A 21,581-nucleotide genomic window follows, 5' to 3' on the forward strand; every position below is an offset into this window, starting at 1 on the left:
TACCCGGACGCTTCTAGATTTGCGCCGATTTTTTAGCTGGGCTTGCTTTTTGTTTGTAATAACCTTTCGTTTATCCTTATGAAACGCTTTCCTTTCTTAAGGGCAGCTACTTTTAGCGTATTGTCGAAGATGGTTCTGTCGACTCCCGCAGTCGCACAGGAAAGTTCACTCAAAACAGTTCCCTTCGTCAGTCCTGAAATAGTAGGCCAACTGGCGCTCGCCGTGATGTCGGACGTCACGTCAGGAGTTACCGGATTCAAAATATGTGCCTCAGGGGCAACCATCGCGGTGGAGTGGGCGACACAACCCGGCTTTCGTGTTGCGCAGTTCGAACTGGAACGTTCGCGCGACTGCCTGCAGTTTGAGTCGGTCGCTTCACTGGCCTGCGTACACAACCGCTACGCCGTTACGAAATACAACACCACAGACCCTACGCCCTGGGCGGGCTATACTTACTACCGACTCAAGCTGGTGGAAGACGCGGGCACCGTAGCGTACGTCGGGCCGGTGGCTTCGTTTCTGCCGATCAAGAACCTGACGCTCGCGCCCAATCCCTGGGACGGACGCCAGCAACTTTCGGTCAGTGCTTCTCTGGCAGAAGATGCGTATTACATCGCATTTCTCGACCTGCACGGGCGGCACGTGTACGAGATGCCTTTGCGCGACAGCTATTTCTCGCTTCCCGAAGACCGCTTCGCCCCAGGACTCTACTATTATAAAATCTATTCGGCCCTGCAACTGGTCGGGCACGGCAAGTGGAAGGTAGAGAAATGAAACACAAGACGCTACGGAACTTCGGGTGACCCGCTGACTTCGCTGCGCAGACGTTTGAGGTATTCTTTGGGCGAGACGCCGTACTGTTTGTTGAAGCAGCGGATGTAGTACGAAGGGCTGTTGAAGCCCACTTCGTAGGCGATCTGGCTGACGCTCAGTCGGTCTTCCACCAGCAGCCGGACGCTCTTTTTCAGGCGGATGGACTTGATGAATTCGTGAACGCCCTGTCCCGTCAGGGTTTTGCATTTGGCGTAGAGCACCGACCGGCTGAGGGCCGTCACGTCACAAAGGGCGTCGGCGTTGAGCTCCGGCTCCTGCAAATGCGCCTCGATGTAACGCACCATCGTCTCCATGAAGTCGGCGTCGAGTTTGTTTTCGAGCAATTCGTCCGGATGGATCTCGTCGGACAGCAGGAACTTCTGCCTGACTTTCTCCTGCGTCTGGATGCAGTTGTAGATCAGTTGCACGAGCATTTCCTGATGCAGCGGCTTGGTCAGGTACGCGTCGGCGCCCGCCTCGTAACCGGACAACTGGCTTTCTTCTTCGCGCTGGCTGGTCAGCAGGATGACCGGAATGTGGCAAGTCGCTGGATTTTGTTTGATCGCCCGACAGAACTGCAACCCGTCCAAGACTGGCATCAGCATGTCGGACACGATGGCGGCAGGCTGGTGCTCTTGGGCTCGTTCGATGGCCTGGCGGCCATTTTCCGCCTCGAAAATTTCGAAGATGCCCGACAAGAGGGCACGGAGGTGCGCCCGCAGCGCCGGATCGTCGTCCACGATCAGCACCCGTCGGCCTTTCAGCAACTGCAGCTTCTCCGGCACGGCCCACACCGGGGGCGGCGCACTTTCGCTAGCGGTCGTCACCGACCAGTCGAGAGCCCGCGACGGCAACTGTTTCAGGTCGGCGGCGACATGCGGGCGGGAAACGTCCTGCGCCTGCGGCAGCCGTACGCGGAACGTGGTGCCCTGCCCGGGCGTGCTTTCCACGTCGATGGTGCCTCGGTTGAGGTGAAGAAATTCGCGGGTGATGATCAGCCCCAGGCTCGTCCCGGTTTCCCCTTCGGTGCCGGGCGTATGGCTTTTGTGGTCGATCCGGAACAGGTTGCGCCGCTGCGCCTCCGTCATCCCTACGCCCGTATCCTGCACGGTGAGTACCACTTCTTCGCCTTCGAGGCGGGCCTGAACGTCGATCCGTCCGCCCCGGGGCGTGAATTTGATCGCGTTGCTTAGCAGGTTCCGCACAATGGCGTCGAGCATGTAGGCGTCGGCCCAGACGTAACGCTCGGTCGGTACGTCGATCTGCAACGTCAGCTCTTTCTGGGCACACAGCGGGGCGACCAAGGTTTCGTTCCGCCAGAGCAGCTCCCGTACCGACAAGGCGACCGGCGCAAAGGCCATATTCTTCGACTGCGTGCGCGACCAGTCCAGAAGGTTATCGAGCAGTTGGGAAATGGCGCGGGAAGAATGGTGCAGGTGTTCGACAGAAGCGTGCAGTGCGTGCGGCTGTTCGCGGCGGGCCTGTTGGCGTAGCACCGCGAGGTTGCCCAGCAAGGCGTACACCGGGTTTTTCAGGTCGTGTGCCAGGATGGAGAAGAAGCGGTCTTTCGTGCGGTTCAGGTCGGCCAGGGCGTTCACGGTCTTTTCCAGTTCCTGGTTCTGTTCCACGATCTGTTCCTGCTGGTGAAGGATCTTGTTCGTCTTCCGCGTTATCTCCACGTTGTATTCTTCCAGCCGCTCGTTCTGCTGCCGCACCTCTTCGCTGCTTTCCTGCAGGGCGGCGTTGGCGTCCAGCAGTTCGTGGGTTTGCCGGGCGACCTCTTCCCGCAGTTCGCGGTTGTGGGCCTTGATGGAACGGACACGCAGGTAGAAAAGTAACCCGATCAGGCTGAGAAGGGCCAACGCCACCAGCGCCCGGAACCACCACGTTTTCCACCAGGGCGGCAGCACCACGATGTGCAGCGGCGAAGAAGCTTCCTGCCAGTGTTGCCCGTCGTCCGAGTAACGCACCCGAAACCGGTACGTGCCCGGATCGAGGTTGGTGAACGAGGCGCGGTGCTCGTGGTGCAGGTTGACCCACTGGTCGTGCAGCCCTTCCAGTTTGTAGCGGTACTGCATTTTGTGCGGGGCGTAGAGGTTGATGGCCGCAAACGCCAGCGTGAAAAACGACTGCCGGTGTGTCAGGGTCAGCGTGTCGGTGAAGGCCAGTTCCCGCGCGAGCGGCGAACCGTCCGCACCCGGTGCCTGCCGCTGGTCGAACAGGTACAGGTCGCTCAGGTAGAAAGGCGCGTCGAAGCGGGGCGGCTGCACCTGCTGCGGCGCGAACACGTTGAAGCCGTTGGTGCCGCCGAAGTACAGCTCGCCCGTTCGGCTTTTTAGCACCGATTTCAGGAAGAACGAATTGCCCTGCAACCCGTCGGACACGTCGTAGTGGACGCTGGTTCCGGCCTGCGGATCGAAAGCGATCAGGCCCACGTTCGAACTGAGCCAGAGTTGCCCCTGGTGGTCGGTGGCGAGGGCTTTCAGCGTGTGCGGCAGGTGGTAACGTTCGCTGTAGCGTACGAACCGATCGGCCGCCTCGTCGTACCGGTCCAGCCCGCCCGATTCGCTGACGACCCAGAGCTGGCCCAGGCCATCTTCCGCCACCATGTTTACCCCGTTGCTGCTGATCGTCGTGGTGTCCTGCCGGTGGGCGTAGTGCCGCATCTGTGGTCCCTCGATCACAAACAGGCCGCTGTAGGTACTGATCCAGAGCCGTCCCTTCGTGTCTTTGTAGAGGTGGTTGATCCAGGCCGGGGCACGCAAATCGAACGGAAAGCGGTCGTTATTCCGGTGGTGGATGATCTCGTGCGTACGCAGATCCAGCACCGCTAGCCCCTCGCCGTGTGTCCCGATCCACAGCAGCGAATCGTCGGGCAGTACGGCCTTCAGGTTGTTATAGGGCAGCGAATGGGGATCGGCCGGATCGTGCATGAACACCTGCGCCCGCCGCGTAGCGGGATCGAACTGTACTAGGCCACCGCTCCAGGTCGCTACCCAGAGTTGCCCGTTTCGGTCCTGTTTCAGGTCCATCACGGCGTTGCTGCTCAGGCCCTGTTGCGTCGTCACGTGAGAAAACCGCTGGGTTTGCGGCTCGAAGCGCGACAGGCCGCCCCCGTCCGTCCCGACCCAGATCGTACCCCGGTCGTCTTCCAGGAAGCTGGACACCACGGGATGGTTCAGGCCACCGGGGCCTTTGTGCTGTGCATACGAGCGGAAGACATTCTTGCCCGGATTGGTGTAAAACAGGCCCTGCCCGCGTGTGGCGAACCACAGATTCCCGAAACTGTCTTCGCAGAAGGAGGTCACGGTCCGTGCCTGTACCTCCGGTTTTTTGTAAGCGGGATTGGTAAACGGCTGGAAGTTGCCTTGATCGTCCAGGAAGTAGGCATTGGCGTTGCTGACGCCCACCCAGAGTTGCCCGGTGTGGTCTTCGTAGAGGCTGGAAATCATGTCCTGTCCCGTTCCCGCTTCGTCTGAAAAGCGGGGGTACTGGCGCAGCACGTCTCCGTCCTGGTTCAGCAGCGTAATCCCCCGGTCGAACGTCCCGACCCAGACACGCCCCGGCCCGTCGATGTACACGGAACGGATCTTGTTGCTGGAGAGACGCTGTGGGTCGTCTGCCTCGTGGGTAAGGCGCACGAATGTGCCGGTGCGGGGGGCAAAGCGCGTCACGCCGCCGTTGAACGTGCCCAGCCAGAGGCGGTCCTGCGCATCGATCGCCATCCCGAAAATCACGTCGTGGCTTAGTGAATTCGGGTTGTCGGGCTCGTAGTGAAACCAGCGACTCGCGTTCGTCTCCGGCGTGTACTGACACAGCCCCAGCGACGTGCCCACCCAGAGGCGATGCTGCCCGTCTTCCCGGATCACGTTGACCGGAATGTTCTCTTCCGGGCGGCCGAGGGCACATTTTTGAAATTGATCCCGCGTGCGGTCGTACCGGTTCAGGCCGTTGTTGGTGCCGATCCAGAGCCGCCGCTGGCTATCTTCCCAGATGCAGTTGATGATGTTGTGCGACAGGCTCGTGCTGTCGGCCTCGTCGTGCGCGTAGGTCACGAACGTTTGTCCGTCCCACCGGATCAGCCCGTCGTAGCTGGAGGCCCACAAAAAGCCGTAGCTGTCCTGGAACACGTATTCAATGTTGTCGCTGGGCAGCCCTTCGTCGGTCCCGAGGTGGTAGAGGTTGTAGGTCGCGGGCGCGGGGGACGTCGCCTCCGGGTGAGGGGCGGCACACAGGGTGGTTCCCAGAGCATCCACGAGAAGCAAGGCGAAGCAAAGCAGGCGTTTCACGAGGCAGGTGGTTGGTAAAAATGCAGGTACGCTGGGAGGGAAGATACAAAGATCTCCGAAACCCTCGTGCCGTGCTGGGCGGCTTTTGTGGGGGGTTCCGGCAGGTGCGGGACGGTCGTACGATCTTTTCGGATGCCTGTACTATCGTGCCTGCCCCGGGACACCTGTGGCATCCTTCCGGACGCACGTGCAACGCGCTTCCCGCCGCGCCGCCTACCTTTCGGCACCATCACTTTTTATCGTTCTATCACCCCAACCCCAAAGCAACCATGCAACACCCTTTCCGTCTTACCCACCCGAGGACGCGGTTCGGCATCCTTCTTCTAATTATTCTGGTGCCCTTTGCCGACTGCCTGGCGCAGACCTCACACAAGTCGCTCAACTTTCTGTACAGCATCCGCGGCTCACAAACCATCGGCGGTATGCACAACCGGCAACCCAACGCAAATCCGAACAGTTACAGCCAGCAATTGCACAACGTGGTGGGCCAGTGGCCGGGCCTTTACAGTGCGGACTTTCAATTCGAACCCAACGAAATCGCCAACCGCCAGACCATGACCAACCAGGTCATCACGGAGTGGAACAACGGCGCGATGATCAACCTGATGTGGCACGCCTGCAATCCCGCCAAGGGCGAACCCTGCGGTTGGGACGGAAACGGCGTGCTGAGTCAGATGTCCGACTGGGAATGGAACCAGCTGACTACCAACGGTACCGCCATCAATAACGCCTGGAAAAGTCGGATGGACGACGTGGCCTACTACCTGCAACAACTGGAAGACGCGGGCGTCGAAGTATTTTTTCGGCCGCTGCACGAGATGAACCAGGGGATGTTCTGGTGGGGAGGTCGCCCCGGCCCCAACGGCACGGCGAAGCTGTACCAGATTACCCACGATTATTTCACCTACACAAAGGGGCTGTCGAACCTGATTTGGGTCTGGAACTTGCAGGACTTCAGCTCCCTGTCCAGCGACCTGAACAGCTACGATCCGGGCGGCAGCTACTGGGATGTGCTGACGATGGACATGTACTGGAGCGACGGGCAGGGCTACACAACCGCCAAATACAACGCGCTGGTCAACAAAGCGGGGGGCAAACCCATCGGCATCGGCGAGTGCCAGGACCTGCCCGCCGTCAACGTACTGAATGCCCAACCGCTCTGGACGTTCTTCATGGGCTGGTCGGAACTGACGTTTCAACACAACTCGAATCAGAAAATCCAGGACATCTACTGGTCGGGCCGCGTCCTGACGCTCAACGAGATGCCCGGATGGGATAACGTCACGACGCCTCCGTCGGGCGGAACCCAATACATTCAGGCGGAGAATTACGCAAACATGAGCGGGGTGCAGACCGAATCCACCTCCGACGAAAGCGGCGGGCAAAATGTAGGCTGGATCGACGCCGGTGACTGGATGAGCTACAGCAACATCAACGTGCCGGCCAGCGGTACCTATACCATCGCGTACCGGGTGGCGAGCCAGAACGGTGGCGGCAGTCTGCAACTGGAACAGGGCGGCGGGGGCCAGGTCTATGGCACAATCAACATCCCCTCGACCGGAGGCTGGCAAACCTGGACGACGATCTACCAAACGGTGAACCTGAACGCGGGCACGCAGAATTTCGGCATCAAGGCGCTGAACGGTGGCTGGAACTTCAACTGGTGGGCCATCATTCCATCGAACAACCGTGTCGTGGCCCCCGCACCGGCGCAGGGCACGCTTGCGCCCCATCAGCCGTTTCCCAATCCCTTTGTTCGTGACGTGACCATTCCGGTGCAGGTACCCAAAGGGGTATTTCGCCTGGAGATCTACGATCTATCGGGTCGGCAGGTGCGCACGTTCGGCACGAAAGAACTGCCCTCGGCGGCGACACACGTTTCCTGGAACGGTACCGACCGCCAGGGGCAGGAGGTGCCCGACGGAGTGTACTTCTACCGGATGACGGCGGGGCAGGAAACCACGACCGGAAAACTGTTGAAAGGGCACTGACCGAAGGCGATCCCCGCACCGGCGTGCCCGACGCACGTAGGCCCTGCGCCGTCATCCCGGGGTGACGCGCAGGGCTTCTCCCTTCTCAACCAAGTTCCTGATTTAGACCATGCATCAACCTTTCCTTCGTTTCATGAACCGATCCTTCGCCCGCCTGGCCCTGCTGTGGCTCCTGGGAGTGGCGCTGCCGCCGGCGTTGCTGGCGCAGACCCTTCGCACCGACACACCCGTGCAGTACGAAAAGGTAGAATTCGACCTTCCGCTGACGGTCCCCTTCACCAATCCCTACCTCGCCGACGACATCCGGCTCGACCTCGTCTTCACTGCGCCGAGCGGCAACCGGGTCGTGCTGCCCTGTTATTACGAATCGGGGGCGTCGGGCAATTCGCTTTGGAAAGCGCGTTTTGCGCCCCGGGAGGCAGGCACCTACCGTTACCAACTCGAGGTCCGGCAGCAGGAAACACTGACGTCTACTTCGGCGGAAGGCACGATGGAGGTAGCGCCTTCGGCGGAAGACGGGTTCGTGCTGCCCCACGATACCTGGACGTTTCAGTACAGTTCGGGTCGTCCGTTTCGGGGCATCGGCGAAAACGTGGGCTGGGAGGCCCGTTCATGGGAAGATCCGAAGTACACCTACGATTACTTTCTGCCGAAACTGGCGGACCACGGCGCGAATTTTATCCGACTCTGGATGCACGCCTGGAATCTGCCGCTGGAGTGGAAACACGTCATCAGCACCGACCGCTATACCGACTCCGATGCCTACTTCAATCCCGGTGCCATTCGGCGGATGGACGAACTGATCCACCTGTGCGACTCGCTCGGCATCTACCTGATGGTGGCCCTCGACGCACACGGCGGCTTTATCTCGTCGGGCGAATGGCCGCAGAACAATTACAACACCACTAACGGAGGGCCGGTCGACACCCCCGCCGAATTCTTTACCTCAGACGAAGCCAAAGCGAAGTACAAAAACCGGCTGCGCTACCTGGTGGCGCGTTGGGGCTACAGCACGAGCATCGCCGTGTGGGAATTTTTCAACGAGGTCGACAACGCGATGTACGACGGCGAAACGGTGATCATTCCCCACGCCGACGTGACGCAGTGGCACCGGGAGATGAGCGCCTACCTGAAAGACCTCGATCCGTACGGACACCTCGTCTCCACCAGCATTTCGCACCGCGAGATCGAGGGACTCACCGCCGTACCCGATTTTGACTTCAACATGAAACACATCTACCGCGCCACCGGAAGCATTCCCGCGGCTCTGCGGGAGGGGATCGACCGCACGGGCAAGCCCTACGTCATCGGGGAGTTTTCGTACGACTGGGACTGGAACAACATCGGAGAGGCCATCGGGCCGGAGTTGGACTACGACCTCAAACGCGGCCTTTGGTACGGCTTGTTCAACCCGACGCCCATCCTGCCTATGACCTGGTGGTGGGAATTTTTCGACGAACGCGGCACGTACACGTATTTCAAGGGCGTGCGGCAGATTTCCGACCGGATGCTGGCCACTGGTAACGGCACCATTACTTCGACCAATGCCTTCACCACGCTTCAGAATCTGGATTTATACGCCGTGAACAGTGGCGCAAACTACTTTGTGTACACCCTGAACAAAAGTGAGGATTCCAGCAACACCGGGGCAGTGAACGTGACCGGGGTGGCCAACGGCACCTACTTCCTCCAACGCTTCGATCCTGAAACGGGGACGTATGCGTCGCTCGGGCAGGTGCAGGTCACAAACGGCCTGTTTCAAATCGCTAAGGTGGCGCTGGCCGGGCATGAGTCGCGCATCTACCTTCTTACGACCGAAGAAAGCGAAGCCAAAGCACCGTACACTGGCGACGCCAGCCCAATTCCCGGTACGCTGGAAGCAGAAAATTTCGACCGGGGTGGCGAAGGCGTGGCGTACCACGACCTGGAAACGACCAACACTGGCGGGGCGTACCGTCCTGACGAGGGTGTCGATCTGTCCACCGTTTCGAACGGGGGTTACGCGCTCACCAATACGGTTTACGGCGAATGGCTCGACTACACGGTGGACGTTCAGATGGCGGGGCAATACACCGTCATGCTCTCTGTCGCGTCGGCACAGACCGGCGGCACGTTTCACCTGGAACAGGACGGCGTCCGCCTCACAAAGACCCAATCGGTTCCAGCTACCGGAAGCGCCGACACCTGGCAAGAACTTTCGATCGAAGTACCCCTGCGCACGACCGGCGTACAAACCTTACGCTTCCACGTCGATGCCGGGGGCTTTCACCTCGACGCGATGCAATTTACGTTGACCAACCAGGCACCCACGGTGGCGTTGCTTGCTCCGGCAGACGATGCCACGGTAGAGTTACCCGATCCCCTTATGCTCCGGGCCGAAGCGTCGGATGCCGACGGCTCCATCGCGTCTGTGGCCTTCTACCGCAACGAAACGTTGTTGGGTGAAGTAACCGAAGCGCCGTTTGTGTGGTCGTGGACACCGACGGCGGGGCAGTTCACTCTCTCCGCCCAAGCGACCGATAACCAGGGGTTTACCGTTGCATCAGCGCCAGTGCAGGTCACGGTGCTTCCTTCGCAAATCCAGACGCCCTACGGCGGCACACCGCATCCCTTGCCGGGAAAAATCGAGGCGGAAGACTTCGACGAAGGCATTGCGTCCGTGGCCTATTATGACCTTTCGGCGGGCAACCGCTTCGGCCAATACCGTACGGATACGGATGTAGATTTGGAAGTATGTACGGACGAGGGCGGCGGCTTCGATCTGGCCGACATTCAGGCGGGCGAGTGGGTAGAGTACACCGTCGACGTCGCTACTGCGGGTACCTACGCGTTCTCGTTTCGCGTGGCGACTCAGGAAAGCAACCAAGCGTTCGACCTCCTGGTAAATGACCAGCTGGTGGCCGAAGCGATTGCGGTGCCCAACACGGGCGCGTGGCAAAACTGGCAGACCCTCACGGTGCCGGATGTGCCGCTGCCCGCCGGTGAGGCGGTCTTGCGTTTTCAGTTTCGGTCGCAGTACTTCAACCTGAACTATTTCGAGGCGGCCCTCATCACGGCGTTAGAAGACGCACCCGCTTTCCACACCAAGCTTTATCCTAATCCGTCGTCCGGGCAGTTCACCCTAATGTTGACGCCGGATGTCCAGTCCATCACGCTGTTGAACACCCGCGGAGCCATCCTGCAAACGCATCCCCGTCCATCGGGTGCTTCTCTCCAACTGGGACAGCAGATGCATCCGGGCCTCTACTTCGTGATCGTGCAACACCGCCATCATCCCACGGAAGTGCTCCGCGCCGTCAAAGTGGAGTAACAGACGATGACTATGCTCTCATAATTCCTCTACCTACCGCAAGCTGGACGCCCGTACCATTTGGATGGACGGAAGTATGATGTCCAGGACGCATATGCTTCGGTGGGACGTGCGTCTCATTCTTCCGGATTTCTGTGCAATCCTTCGCGAAACCCGCCGCCTACCTTTGGTTCAGGCTCCGCAAAGCCCTTTTCAAAAACCTACAACTCTATTATTATGTACAGACGGATTACCCATCACGTGCTGCGAGGGCTGCTGCTGGTCCTGTGGCTGGTGCCCGCCGCCTGGGCGCAACGCGTCGCGGTCAGCGGTCAGGTCGTCGGCGAAGACGGCGAGCCCATTCCCGGCGTCAGTGTGCTGGTCAAAGGCACCTCGACCGGTACCATTACCGACATCGAAGGGCAGTACGCCCTGAACGTCGCCGACGAAAATACGACGCTGGTGTTTTCGTTCGTCGGCTACCTCACCCGCGAAATTCCCCTCAACGGACAGACCCGCATCGACGTGTCGCTGGAGTCCGACGTCCGCGCCCTGTCGGAGATTGTGGTGGTCGGCTACGGCACCACGAAGAAAAGCGATCTGACCGGCTCGGTCGAGACCATTGCTCCCGACAACCTCATCAAGAAACCGGCCGCCTCGGTCGATCAACTGTTGCAGGGGCAAGCTCCTGGCTTGCAGGTCATTACGCCGTCGGGTGAACCGGGTGCCGGGGCGACGATCCGCATCCGGGGCGTGAGTTCGCTGAGCGGTTCGAACAGTCCGCTGGTCGTGGTCGACGGCTTTCCGTGGGGCGACGCCGGGAACCTCAAACAGATCAACCCCGACGACATTGCTTCCATCGAAGTGTTGAAAGACGCGTCGGCCGCCGCCATTTACGGCTCGCGGGGCGCGAATGGGGTGATCCTGATTACCACCCGCAGCGGACAGGCCGGAAAAGCCCGCATCTCGTTCAATTCACTGGTCAGCGTGTCGACTCTGCCCAGCAAGCTGGACGTCTGGCGCGATCCGGTGCAGGAGGCCATCATCTCGAACGAGGCCCGGCAGAACTCCGGACTGGAACCGCTCTACACGGGACAGAATTACCTGGGGACGTATTACCCGACCATCGCCGAGCTGCGGGGACTCGACCCGAATCGCCCGGCGTGGCCGTACCGCACCGACTGGGCCGAGCTGGTCTACCGCAATCCCATCTCCCAGAACTACACGCTCGCCGCCGACGGGGGCAACGAGAAGACGAAGTATTCGATCTCGGGCAACTATTATAATGAACAAGGACTGGCGATCAAGAACGGCTACGAAAAGCTGACAGGCCGGGTCAACCTCGACCAGGAAGTGCACAAAAATGTGAAGGTCGGCGTCAACCTGATCCTCACCCACACGATGCGCCACGGCGGCGGCTTGTCGGCCGGGCGTTCCAGCATCTTCCCGGTATACGACACCACGGGCGCCTACTTCCGCATCAGCCCGCTCGATTTCGGCAACCCCATCGCCTACGCAAACGAGGTATTGAACGAAAGCAAGACCATCGACGTGCTGGGCACGACCTACCTGAACTGGCAGATCACGCCGTGGTTGCAATTCCGTACGCAGCTGAGCAACAAGTACGGCCACTCGATCAACGACTGGTACGAGCCGCGCGACGCGACCTACAACGGCTATCAGTTCGAAGGCTTCGGGACGATCGACAATTGGTCGGGTAACGAACTGCTGAACGAGAATTACTTCACGATCGACAAACACTTGAGTGACCAGCACTACCTGAATCTGGTGGCCGGGTTTACTACCCAACTGTCGAGTTCGCGCGGCTCGCGGCTCGAAGGGCACGGCTTTGTGAACGACAACCTGCGCAACGAAAACATGAACGCCGCCCAGGAACAGATCGCCTCCAACTGGCTGTCGCGGTCGGTGCTGGAATCGTGGATCGGCCGGGCGTCGTACACGTACCTCGACCGCTACCTCGTCACCTTCACGGCCCGCGCCGACGGTTCGTCTAAGTTCGGGGCGAACAACAAGTGGGCGTTTTTCCCTTCCGCCGCGGTGGCCTGGAAAATCCACGAAGAAGCGTTCGCGAAAAACCTCCCGGCGCTGTCGGAAGCCAAGTTGCGCGTCAGCTACGGCCTCACCGGCAACCAGGGCATCAGTCCTTACCAGACCCTCGACCGGCTGGGCACGGGACGCTACTACCTCGACGGCGCGTTTCAGGTGGGCTACGGCCCCGGCATTTTCGACTGGGACGGCTACAACAAAGTGTGGAGCGGCGTGCCCAACGAAAGCCTGCGCTGGGAAACGACGAAGCAATTTGACATCGGGCTGAACGTCGGTCTGTTCAACCAGCGCGTTACGCTGACCGCCGACTATTATTACAAGCACACGGAAGACCTGCTGCGGCGCTCCAACATCACCCCGTCGTCGGGTTACGACCGCATCTGGGTGAACGATGGGGTAATCGACAACCAGGGCATCGAACTGGGACTGAACGGACAGATCCTGAACGGACCGCTGGAGTGGACCCTGGGCGGCAACTTCACGCTGAACCGCAACAAAGTAGTCAGCATGGGCGAAAACGAGTTCGTCTGGAACGGCAGCAGCATCGAAATGTTGCGCAGCCCGCTCAACGCCTTCCTCATCGGCCAACCCTACAACGCCTTCTACGGCTACCGGACCGACGGCATTATCCAGACGCAGGAAGAAGGCGAAGCGGCGGGCCTGTCCGGCGACATGGCCCAACCCGGCGAGATCAAGTACGTGGACCTGAATGAAGATGGGAAAGTGGACGACAACGACCGGACGGTGATCGGTAACCCGAACCCTGATTTTATCTACACGATCAACACCTCGCTGCGCTACCGCAACTTCGATTTCTCGGCGCAACTCTACGGCGTGCAGGGCAACGACATCTTCGACTTCCAGAAGTTTTCGCCGAGCCGCCAGGTGCAACGCTGGACGCCCGACAATCCGACCGACGCTTTCCCGAGTGTCAGCTCGAACCGCGCCTACTACGGCTCCGACTGGTTCGTGACCGACGGGTCGTTCCTCCGCATCCAGAACCTGACGCTGGGCTACAACGTGCCGCTGGAAAACGTCAAAGCCCTCAGCAACGTACGCGTCTACCTGTCGGCCAGCAACCTCTACACCTTCACGAAGTTCCACACCGGCTACGATCCGGAAGTGCAGGAGAACGGACAGAACTGGGGCAGCTATCCCCGTCCGCGCGTCTTTAGCCTGGGTCTCAACTTCGGTCTTTAACCCCACCCCTTTTGTCATGAACACGAAATCCCTTTGCATAGGACTCCTGCTGAGCGTTGCGACCCTCGGCGGATGTTCCCTCCAGGAAGAGCCCTACGGCTTTGCCTCGACCGATAATTTCTACCAATCGGAACAGGACGCGCAGGCGGCCATCGTTTACGCCTATTCCATCCTCCCCGAAATCGAGTACTACTCGCGGGTGTTTTTCATCGTCACGGAACTGCCCACTGAGAACCTGACGATCAAACCCGACGCCGGGGCGTCCAACTTCGAACTGGACGAGCTGCGCACGCGGGCCGACAACCCCGAGGTGACCACCGCCTGGCGCTACGCCTACATCGGCATCAACCGGGCCAACGCCGTGATTGCCAACGTCCCTGACATCGACAACATGGACGAAGCGCTCCGCAACCAGATCGTCGGCGAAGCCTACTTTCTGCGGGCGTTGCACTACTTCAACCTCGTGCGGCTGTTCGGGGAAGCGCCGATGCGCACCGAACCCGTCACCTCGATCGAGCAGGTGAACGCCCCGAAAAGCTCGTTACAGGAACTCTACGATTTGATCGTTGCCGACCTGCAACAGGCCAGTCAGTTGATGGACCAGGTCCGCCGCGACGGACGAGCGAATCAGGTGGGTGCCTGGGCGCTGCTCTCCAAAGTCTACCTGCACATGGCCTCGTCGAAAAGCTCCGGCTCCCCGGGCTACGACTTTGTTCCGGACGCCGATGCCGCCTACGCCGAAGCGAAAAATTACGCGGGCAAGGTGCTGAACGACCAGTCGCAGTACGGCCTGGACGACCAGTTGCGCGACATCTTCGACATTGACCAGAAGGGCGGACCCGAGCACATTTTCAGCGTAGCGACCGACCGCACCGGCCAGAGCGAGGGCAACTACTCGAAGCTGCCGCTGATGTTCATTCCCTACATCGACGGGGCGGTGATGACCCTCGACGACGGCGTGCAGATCAAATCGGGCTGGAACCACTTCCTGACCGAACCCGGCCTGTACAACTCGTATGCCGACCACGACAAACGGAAAACGGAGCTGATTGTCTCGACGGTGACCGTCAACGGCGAAGAGCGGACGCTGGGCATTAACGATTACAGCCGCCCCTTCACCCGCAAGTTCATCGATCCGTATCAGGTCGGCGACCAGACCAGTGTCAACACGCCGGTGTTGCGCTACTCCGACCTCGTACTCGTGTACGCCGAGGCGAGCGGCCCTACGACCGAAGGGTACGACGCCATCAATCAGGTGCGGGCCCGTGCCGGTCTCGACCCGCTGGCCCCCGGCATGGACGCGGCGACGTTCCGCGCGGCGGTGGTGCAGGAACGTGCCTGGGAACTGGCGTTTGAAGGCAATCGCCTCTTCGACCTGCGCCGCACGCACCAGATGGAATCGGTGCTGGAAGGCCAGTTCGGCAAGCAGATCCAGAACGCGCCGTACTTCTTCGACATCCCTCAAAACGAATCCGACCTAAATCCTGAACTCTGATGACCACCACTTTTCATAAATACACCTTTGGCCTTTTGCTCGTGTGCCTGACGCTGTGCAGCGCCTGCCAGCAAGATCCGTTCGACGGCTTTGTGAGTCGCGAGCGCGCCATCACGCAATTCGTCGTGGGCGAAGCGCAGATCGGGGCGGCCGAAATCACCCGTACGCTCGATTCCGCCCTCGTCACGGTCTACGTAAAACCCGGCACCGACCTGTCGAACGTCACGCCCTTTGTGATGACTTCGTACCAGTCGACCGTCACCCCGGCGTCGGGCGAGGCGGTGAATTTTGCGGCCAATAACCACCGCGTTACGTACCGGGTCACTGCCGAATCGGGCGAAACACGCGACTGGACTGTGGAAGTGAAAGAGTACCAGTTTGATTTGGAAGGGACATGGCAAGTGATCGGCTTTCAGTTTACCTACTTCATCGGTGAAGGCGAAGACTGGGGCTGGAGCGGCACGAAGGACCTGGCCAATAACCTACCCGGTGCCGCTGCCGAAACGGACGACCGCTTGAGTTTTGCGCTGGAAGGCGTGCGCGAAGACGGGATGCTGTACGGCACCTACACCCACGATCCGGGCGCAGACGGCGTGTACGGTACGTTCCTGTTCGACGACGGCACCGACTACGCTTACAAATTCCGCAAACTGCCGGCGGGGCAGGGGACGTTCGTCCGGAACCTCAGCAACAACACCCTTACCTTCCAGCAGAGTGACGGGAGTAATACACAGTCCATGACCCTGGAATGGGCGAGTGCCGAGAAGACCCAACTGCAGCTTCCGTTCGCGCCGGGTCCGTACGACATCGATTGGAACGGCTCCGGTAACAAGATGGAGCTGGGCGCGGCCAAAGTATTCTGGTACGCTTTGAAAAAAGTGGAATAAGATAGAATTGGTAGGTTGTTTGACGGCCGCTTCCTCACGGGAGCGGCTTTTTGGTGGGAACCCTCCGGGGCTCGTGCAACCAACCGCTTACCTGACCGGCAAGGCTTTGCGCGGGAGAATTTGGGTCGGAGGCTAGGGCCGAAACGTGGTAATCTGGTATCTTCATCGCCTTAAGCTCCCTTTGCCATGAAACTGTACCTCCCGCTGTCGCTTTTGTGCTGTCTCCTGTTGGGAACAGGCGCTGTCGTCGACACTAACCAGCCCGCCGCGTCACGTACCGCTGCCTCAATTCAAAAGAAGTTGCCACGCGTTGCCATTGCGGGCCTTGCCATTGAGTCGAGCACGTTTTCGCCGGCACTGACGGAAGAAGAGGCGTTTCATGCCCGTCAAGGAGAGTCCATTCTGGAGTATTACCCTTTTTTAGCCCCCGATTCGCTCGATCGGCAGCGGGCCGAATGGTTCCCGGCGCTGGTGGGCCGTGCCCTGCCGGGCGGCGTGGTCACCCGCGAAGCCTACGAATCGCTGGTAGGGAAGTTGCTGGCGCGGTTGAAGCAGAACGCCCCGTACGATGGGCTCTTCTTCGACATTCACGGCGCGATGAGCGTGGTGGGGCTGGACGACCCGGAAGGCGATCTGATTGCCCGGATACGCGACGTGATCGGCAAAAAAACGGTGATTTCGACGTCGATGGATCTGCACGGCAACGTGTCCTGGCGGCTGGCTTCCCATTCCGACCTGATTACGTGCTACCGCATGGCACCGCACGAAGATGCGCTTCAGTCGAAGCAGCGGGCTGTGGAAAACCTGCTGAATCGCCTGGAATCGGGCAAAGGCAAACCCGCTTACAAAGCCTGGATTCCGGTGCCGATTTTGTTGCCCGGCGAAAAGACCAGTACCCGCATCGAACCCGGCAAGAGCTTGTACGCACAGGTAGCCCCGGCCGCGGCCCAGGCGGGCGTTATCGACGCAGCCATCTGGATCGGCTATGCCTGGGCGGACGAGCCGCGTAACCATGCTGTGGTGATGGTCACCGGCGACGATAAAACCAACGTACGTCGGACTGCCGAACAACTGGCCGCTCGCTTTTGGGACGTGCGGTCACAGTTTGACTTTGTCGCGCCTACCGCTTCGTTGCACGAGAGCCTGGACCGCGCCATTGCCAGCAACCAGCAACCGTTTATGATCAGCGATTCGGGCGACAATCCTACCGCGGGTGGGGCCGGGGACGTGACCTGGACCCTGCGCGAAATCCTGGGGCGTCCTGAGTTTGCATCGGCCGAGGGCCCCTCGGTCATCTACGCCTCCATCCCCGGACCGGAGCTGGTCCGGCAGGCCCTGCAGGTCGGGGTCGGTGGTCAGGTGGACGCTACGGCGGGCGCGGCGGTCGATAACCGCTATGCGCCGCCCGTGCGGCTGCAAGGAACCGTCGAAGCCATCGAACAGGGCGACGAAGATGCCGAGACAGAAGTGGTGGTGAAGGTGGGCAGTGTACACGTGATCGTGACCCAGAAGCGAAAGCCCTACCATTACGAGCGTGATTTTACCCGCCTGGGGCTCGCGCCCCGCAAGACCGACATCGTAGTAGTGAAGATCGGCTACCTGGTGCCGGAGTTGTACGACATGCGCGCCGACTGGCTGCTGGCCCTGACCCCGGGTGGCGTCGATCAGGATCTGGCGCGGCTGCCTTACAAACGCATCCAGCGTCCCATGTTTCCGCTCGATGCCAACATGAAAACCCCCGACCTGACGACCCAGTGGGTTCCCGCTTCAGATAACGCAAAGTAAGTCTTCTTTGAGGGTGGGTCTTGGGAACAGCCAGCCAGAACTCAGGCCTGGCTGTAGGGCAGATGGTTGATCAGCAGATCGGCCAGTTGTTGCGGCGTGCCGATCATGTCCGGATGATCATGGGCGATGACCGATGCGGGCATACCCTCGAATTTCGCCGTTTTAGGATGTTGAGCCATCACAATGCCGCCTTTGTGCTCGATGGCTTTGACCCCCGCCACGCCGTCGGAGCCGGTACCGGAGAGCACAATGCCGATGGTACGGCGACCAAAGGCCTGCGCCAGAGCCGCAAACCCCCGATCCACCATCCGGTTGATTTTTTCGGTATTCTGGCGCGGAATCAGCCGAAACCGCTCTTCCTGAAAACCCAGCTCGTATTGGGGCGGCAGCACGTACAAGTGTTCCGGCTGGGGGATCGCACCGTTGGCGGCCCAGGCCACCTGCAGCGAAGTAACGCGGCCAATCACTTGATCGAAGTGACTCTCGTGCCCGATGGGCAAATGCGGCACCACGACGAACGTAGCGCCAGCCGGAGACGGCAAATAAGAAAGTAATTCACGGAGAGCATCCAGACCACCGGCCGAGAGCCCAATCCCGATGACGGGGTATGATGCAACTTGTACAGACATAAGTGACGAAGGCTCGAGAGCCGCTTTTCTAGGTGCTATACGCAGTAGCGGGCAAAAGGTGCGGGTGTTCGTCGTTTTATGCGAGTCCATGCAGCCTACAGGGGGCGTGCCTGTGGCGAATCGCGCTGGGGAAAATGGCTAACGTGTGGACGAAAGGGCCGTTTCTGAGGGTACCTGACCCAGGTTGAGTTGCAGGTCGGTGTGTTCGCGCACCTGCGCCGCGCCTTCGGGCGTTACGGCTGTGCGCCAGAGAAAGACCCGTCGCAGGGCGGGCATAGCTTGCAACGTCTTCAGGCAGGCATCGGTCACGTTGGTGCCGTAGAGGTTCAGGTACTGCAGGTGAGCCAGCGGCTGGAGTTGCGCAATCGCTTCGTCGGTCACCGAGGTGCGCTCCAGACGCAGGCGCGTCAGGTGCGGGAGTTGAGCCAATACCGTGCCGACGGCAGGCGGCAGCGTGCTGCCACTCAGATCAAGCCAGGTGATGTGCGCTTGTGCCTGCAGCAGGGCGTCGAGCTGCGGGGCGGTGAGTGCCTGCCCCGGCGCTGCCAGGCCAACGTCGAGCCATCCGTTGGTTTGCGTGATCACCTGAACGCGAAACCCCTGCGCACGAAGTTGGGACACCACCTCTTCGGGAGCAGAGGGTACTTCCTGCGCCAGCGGACTATCGTCGATCGGCTGCAAACCGGTCGCGTTGCGCAATATTTCCCGCAGTTCATCAGACACGGAGACCTCGGCCACTTTTGCGGTAAAGGGCATGCCCTCGTTGATCCACCACGCCAGAATTTTACGTTGCGGATCGTCGAGGGGCGACTTCCCTTCGGGCATAAAGTCGTCGTGGGTAGGAGGGAGTTCCACCCGGCGAAACAGGTCACTCGCCTGGGCATCACCGGCTACCAGGACGGCCCCCCCGTCTCCACCCGCCAGCAACCCTTCGGCGCTGGTCATCAGCAGGCCTCCTTTGCGTTTGGTTTCGTTGTGACAGCTGACGCACCGCGCTTCAAAAATGGGTTGCACCAGGTCGGCAAATACTTCCGCCGAATCCAGGTCGGTCACAGGGGGGCGGGCTACTTTTTTCGGCGGCAGCCCCGCCAAACGACGCACCGGGTTGGGGGCATACTGCACTAGGTAGGCCGAGCCGTGGGTCAGGTTGCCCCCCAGGTGCCCGGCGACCGGCAAAAGCACCAGCATACCGACCAACAAGCCGGGATACACAAACGAAGGCACCGCGCGGAGCGTACGCGTTTTAAGGACGTACGCTCCTACGGAAAACAGGGCCACGCCTAGGCCGGACCACCGATGCCAGAACAACGTAGTGGCGTCGTAGCCACCGCCCCACGCAAGCAGATAGCCAAGCCCCACCGCCGCCACGGCACTGACCGCCCCCAGTCCCAGGGTCAGGCGAATGGCCGGTTGCCACGCGGCCCGGTCACGACGCCTGGCCTGCCACTCCAGCAACCCCGCCAGGAGCAGAAAGCCGATGGGCAGGTGCACCACCAGGGGATGAAAGCGCCCGAGAAACAGGGCGAAATCGGGGGGCGAGGCCGCAGACGCTTGCAGAAGTAACGGAAGGAGCATAGGCATAAGTAAGGCTTGAAACGAACGAGCGCTACGCCAGAATGTCGTGGACGACGTGGCCGCCCACGTCGGTTAGCCGGAAGTTTCGTCCCTGGAAGAAATAGGTCAGTCGTTCGTGGTCGAGGCCCAGTTGGTGCAGCAGCGTGGCCTGCAGGTCGTGGATGTGTACCTTGTCTTTCACGCCGTAGTAACCGATCTCGTCGGTCTCGCCGAAGCTGAATCCTTCTTTGATGCCACCTCCCGCCGCCCACATGGTGAACGCTTCGGTGTGATGGTCGCGCCCGGTAAACGGATTTTCCTTGCCTTCTCGGTTTTCGAGCATGGGCGTCCGCCCGAATTCGCCTCCCCACACGACCAGGGTTTCGTCCAACAGACCCCGTTGGTCCAGGTCTTTTACCAGGGCCGCCATAGGCTGGTCGACGCGTTGACACAGGTCGGCCAGTCCATAATTGAGTGAGCCGTCGCGGCTGGTGCCGTGGGTGTCCCATCCCCAATCGAAAAGCTGGACGAAACGCACACCGCGCTCCACCAGTCGCCGGGCCAGCAGGCAATTGTTGGCAAACGAGAGCTGGTCGGGGGTGGCGTCTTTGCGCCGGGTGCCGTACAGGTCGTGGATGTAGTCCGGTTCTTTGCGTGTATCCATCACGTCGGGGACCGAGAGTTGCATCCGGAAGGCCATTTCGTACTGGGCAATGCGGGAAACAATTTCCGGATCGCCGATTTCTTCGTGCTGCTGTTGGTTGAGTTGGTTGATGGCGTCGAGGGTGCGGCGGCGCAGGTTCCGGTCCATGCCGTCCGGATTGGAGACGTAGAGCACCGGATCGCCTTCGGTACGACACTGCACGCCCTGGTACACGGTGGGCAGAAAGCCGCTGCCGTAGGCACTTTTGCCGGCGTCCGGTTCTTTGCCGCCGGACACCAGCACCACAAACCCCGGGAGGTTGTCGTTTTCGGAGCCGAGGCCGTAGGTCACCCAGGAGCCGATGCTGGGGCGACCCAACCGCGGGCTGCCCGTCAGCATGTACAGTTGCGCGGGCGCGTGGTTGAACTCGTCCGTGTGCATGGCTTTCAGGAAGGTGACTTTGTCGGCCAGGTCGGCGAAATGTGGCAGGTGATCGGAAATCCACGCACCCGACTGTCCCCGTTGCCGGAATGCTGCCTGAGGCCCCAGCATTTTGGGCACCCCCCGGATAAAGGCAAACCTTTTTCCGGCGAGCAGTGACTCCGGGCAGGCCTGCCCGTCGAGTTTTTGCAGCGTAGGTTTATAATCGAACAGTTCGAGCTGTGAGGGCGCGCCTGCCATGTGCAGGTAAATAATCTGCTTGGCTTTCGGCACAAAATGAGGAGGCAAGGGCGCCAGCGGACGGGTCGGGGCGCGCGTCAGCTTAGCCGCCGCCACCGGAGCCGACGTGGGCCGGTCGCAACCGCCTAGCAGACTACCGAGGTAAACGGCCCCGAGGCCCGTGGTGCATTTTCGCAGAAAATGTCGGCGTGTCAGGTAATGTAGGTGCTGTTGCCGGGCTTCTTCAAAAAGGTTCATAGGGCCTTGGGTAGGGTTCGA

The 21,581-nt window shown here is 60.5% G+C and carries 11 protein-coding genes; 7 read left to right on the forward strand and 4 right to left on the reverse strand.

Features of this window, described 5'->3' with window-relative positions:
• Window positions 1-78 precede the first annotated feature (78 nt).
• Complete coding sequence (locus BLR44_RS01790) at window positions 79-774, forward strand: hypothetical protein (RefSeq protein ID WP_143017059.1); 696 nt, start codon at window positions 79-81, stop codon at window positions 772-774.
• 11 nt (window positions 775-785) lie between these two features.
• Here BLR44_RS01790 and BLR44_RS01795 read toward each other — a convergent pair whose 3' ends face one another.
• Window positions 786-5,102 carry a two-component regulator propeller domain-containing protein gene (locus tag BLR44_RS01795; protein ID WP_143017060.1) on the reverse strand — a complete coding sequence of 1,439 codons (4,317 nt, stop codon included), beginning with the start codon at window positions 5,100-5,102 and terminating at the stop codon, window positions 786-788.
• A 269-nt stretch (window positions 5,103-5,371) separates the two neighbouring features.
• Here BLR44_RS01795 and BLR44_RS01800 point away from each other — a divergent pair, with 269 nt between their 5' ends.
• The 6 genes from BLR44_RS01800 to BLR44_RS01825 all read left to right on the forward strand — a co-directional run bounded on the left by BLR44_RS01800 (window position 5,372) and on the right by BLR44_RS01825 (window position 17,816).
• Entirely contained in the window at window positions 5,372-7,093 is a 1,722-nt protein-coding gene (locus tag BLR44_RS01800) for a carbohydrate-binding protein (protein WP_143017061.1), read from the forward strand.
• Window positions 7,094-7,226: 133 nt separating this feature from the next.
• Window positions 7,227-10,403 carry a carbohydrate-binding protein gene (locus BLR44_RS01805; RefSeq protein ID WP_176955864.1) on the forward strand — a complete coding sequence of 1,059 codons (3,177 nt, stop codon included), beginning with the start codon at window positions 7,227-7,229 and terminating at the stop codon, window positions 10,401-10,403.
• A gap of 216 nt (window positions 10,404-10,619) precedes the next feature.
• Window positions 10,620-13,649, forward strand: coding sequence for a SusC/RagA family TonB-linked outer membrane protein (locus BLR44_RS01810; protein WP_089678327.1), 3,030 nt, complete (start codon window positions 10,620-10,622; stop codon window positions 13,647-13,649).
• Between the two features lie 16 nt (window positions 13,650-13,665).
• Window positions 13,666-15,144: a RagB/SusD family nutrient uptake outer membrane protein gene (locus tag BLR44_RS01815; RefSeq protein WP_089678329.1), complete on the forward strand. Its 1,479-nt coding sequence runs from the start codon at window positions 13,666-13,668 to the stop codon at window positions 15,142-15,144.
• On the forward strand, window positions 15,144-16,031 hold the full coding sequence (locus BLR44_RS01820) for a DUF5018 domain-containing protein (RefSeq protein WP_089678331.1): 888 nt from the start codon (window positions 15,144-15,146) through the stop codon (window positions 16,029-16,031). The genes BLR44_RS01815 and BLR44_RS01820 overlap by 1 nt, the downstream gene beginning before the upstream one ends.
• Before the next feature lie 186 nt (window positions 16,032-16,217).
• Window positions 16,218-17,816: a M81 family metallopeptidase gene (locus BLR44_RS01825; protein WP_089678333.1), complete on the forward strand. Its 1,599-nt coding sequence runs from the start codon at window positions 16,218-16,220 to the stop codon at window positions 17,814-17,816.
• A gap of 41 nt (window positions 17,817-17,857) precedes the next feature.
• Here BLR44_RS01825 and BLR44_RS01830 read toward each other — a convergent pair whose 3' ends face one another.
• The 3 genes from BLR44_RS01830 to BLR44_RS01840 form a co-directional block, all read right to left on the reverse strand.
• Complete coding sequence (locus tag BLR44_RS01830) at window positions 17,858-18,445, reverse strand: chemotaxis protein CheB (RefSeq protein WP_176955865.1); 588 nt, start codon at window positions 18,443-18,445, stop codon at window positions 17,858-17,860.
• Between the two features lie 138 nt (window positions 18,446-18,583).
• Window positions 18,584-20,020: a c-type cytochrome domain-containing protein gene (locus BLR44_RS01835; RefSeq protein ID WP_176955866.1), complete on the reverse strand. Its 1,437-nt coding sequence runs from the start codon at window positions 20,018-20,020 to the stop codon at window positions 18,584-18,586.
• A 31-nt stretch (window positions 20,021-20,051) separates the two neighbouring features.
• Window positions 20,052-21,560, reverse strand: coding sequence for a DUF1501 domain-containing protein (locus tag BLR44_RS01840; protein ID WP_089678339.1), 1,509 nt, complete (start codon window positions 21,558-21,560; stop codon window positions 20,052-20,054).
• Window positions 21,561-21,581: the final 21 nt, after the last annotated feature.

This window comes from Catalinimonas alkaloidigena, assembly GCF_900100765.1.
Classification (GTDB): Bacteria; Bacteroidota; Bacteroidia; order Cytophagales; family Flexibacteraceae; genus Mooreia; species Mooreia alkaloidigena.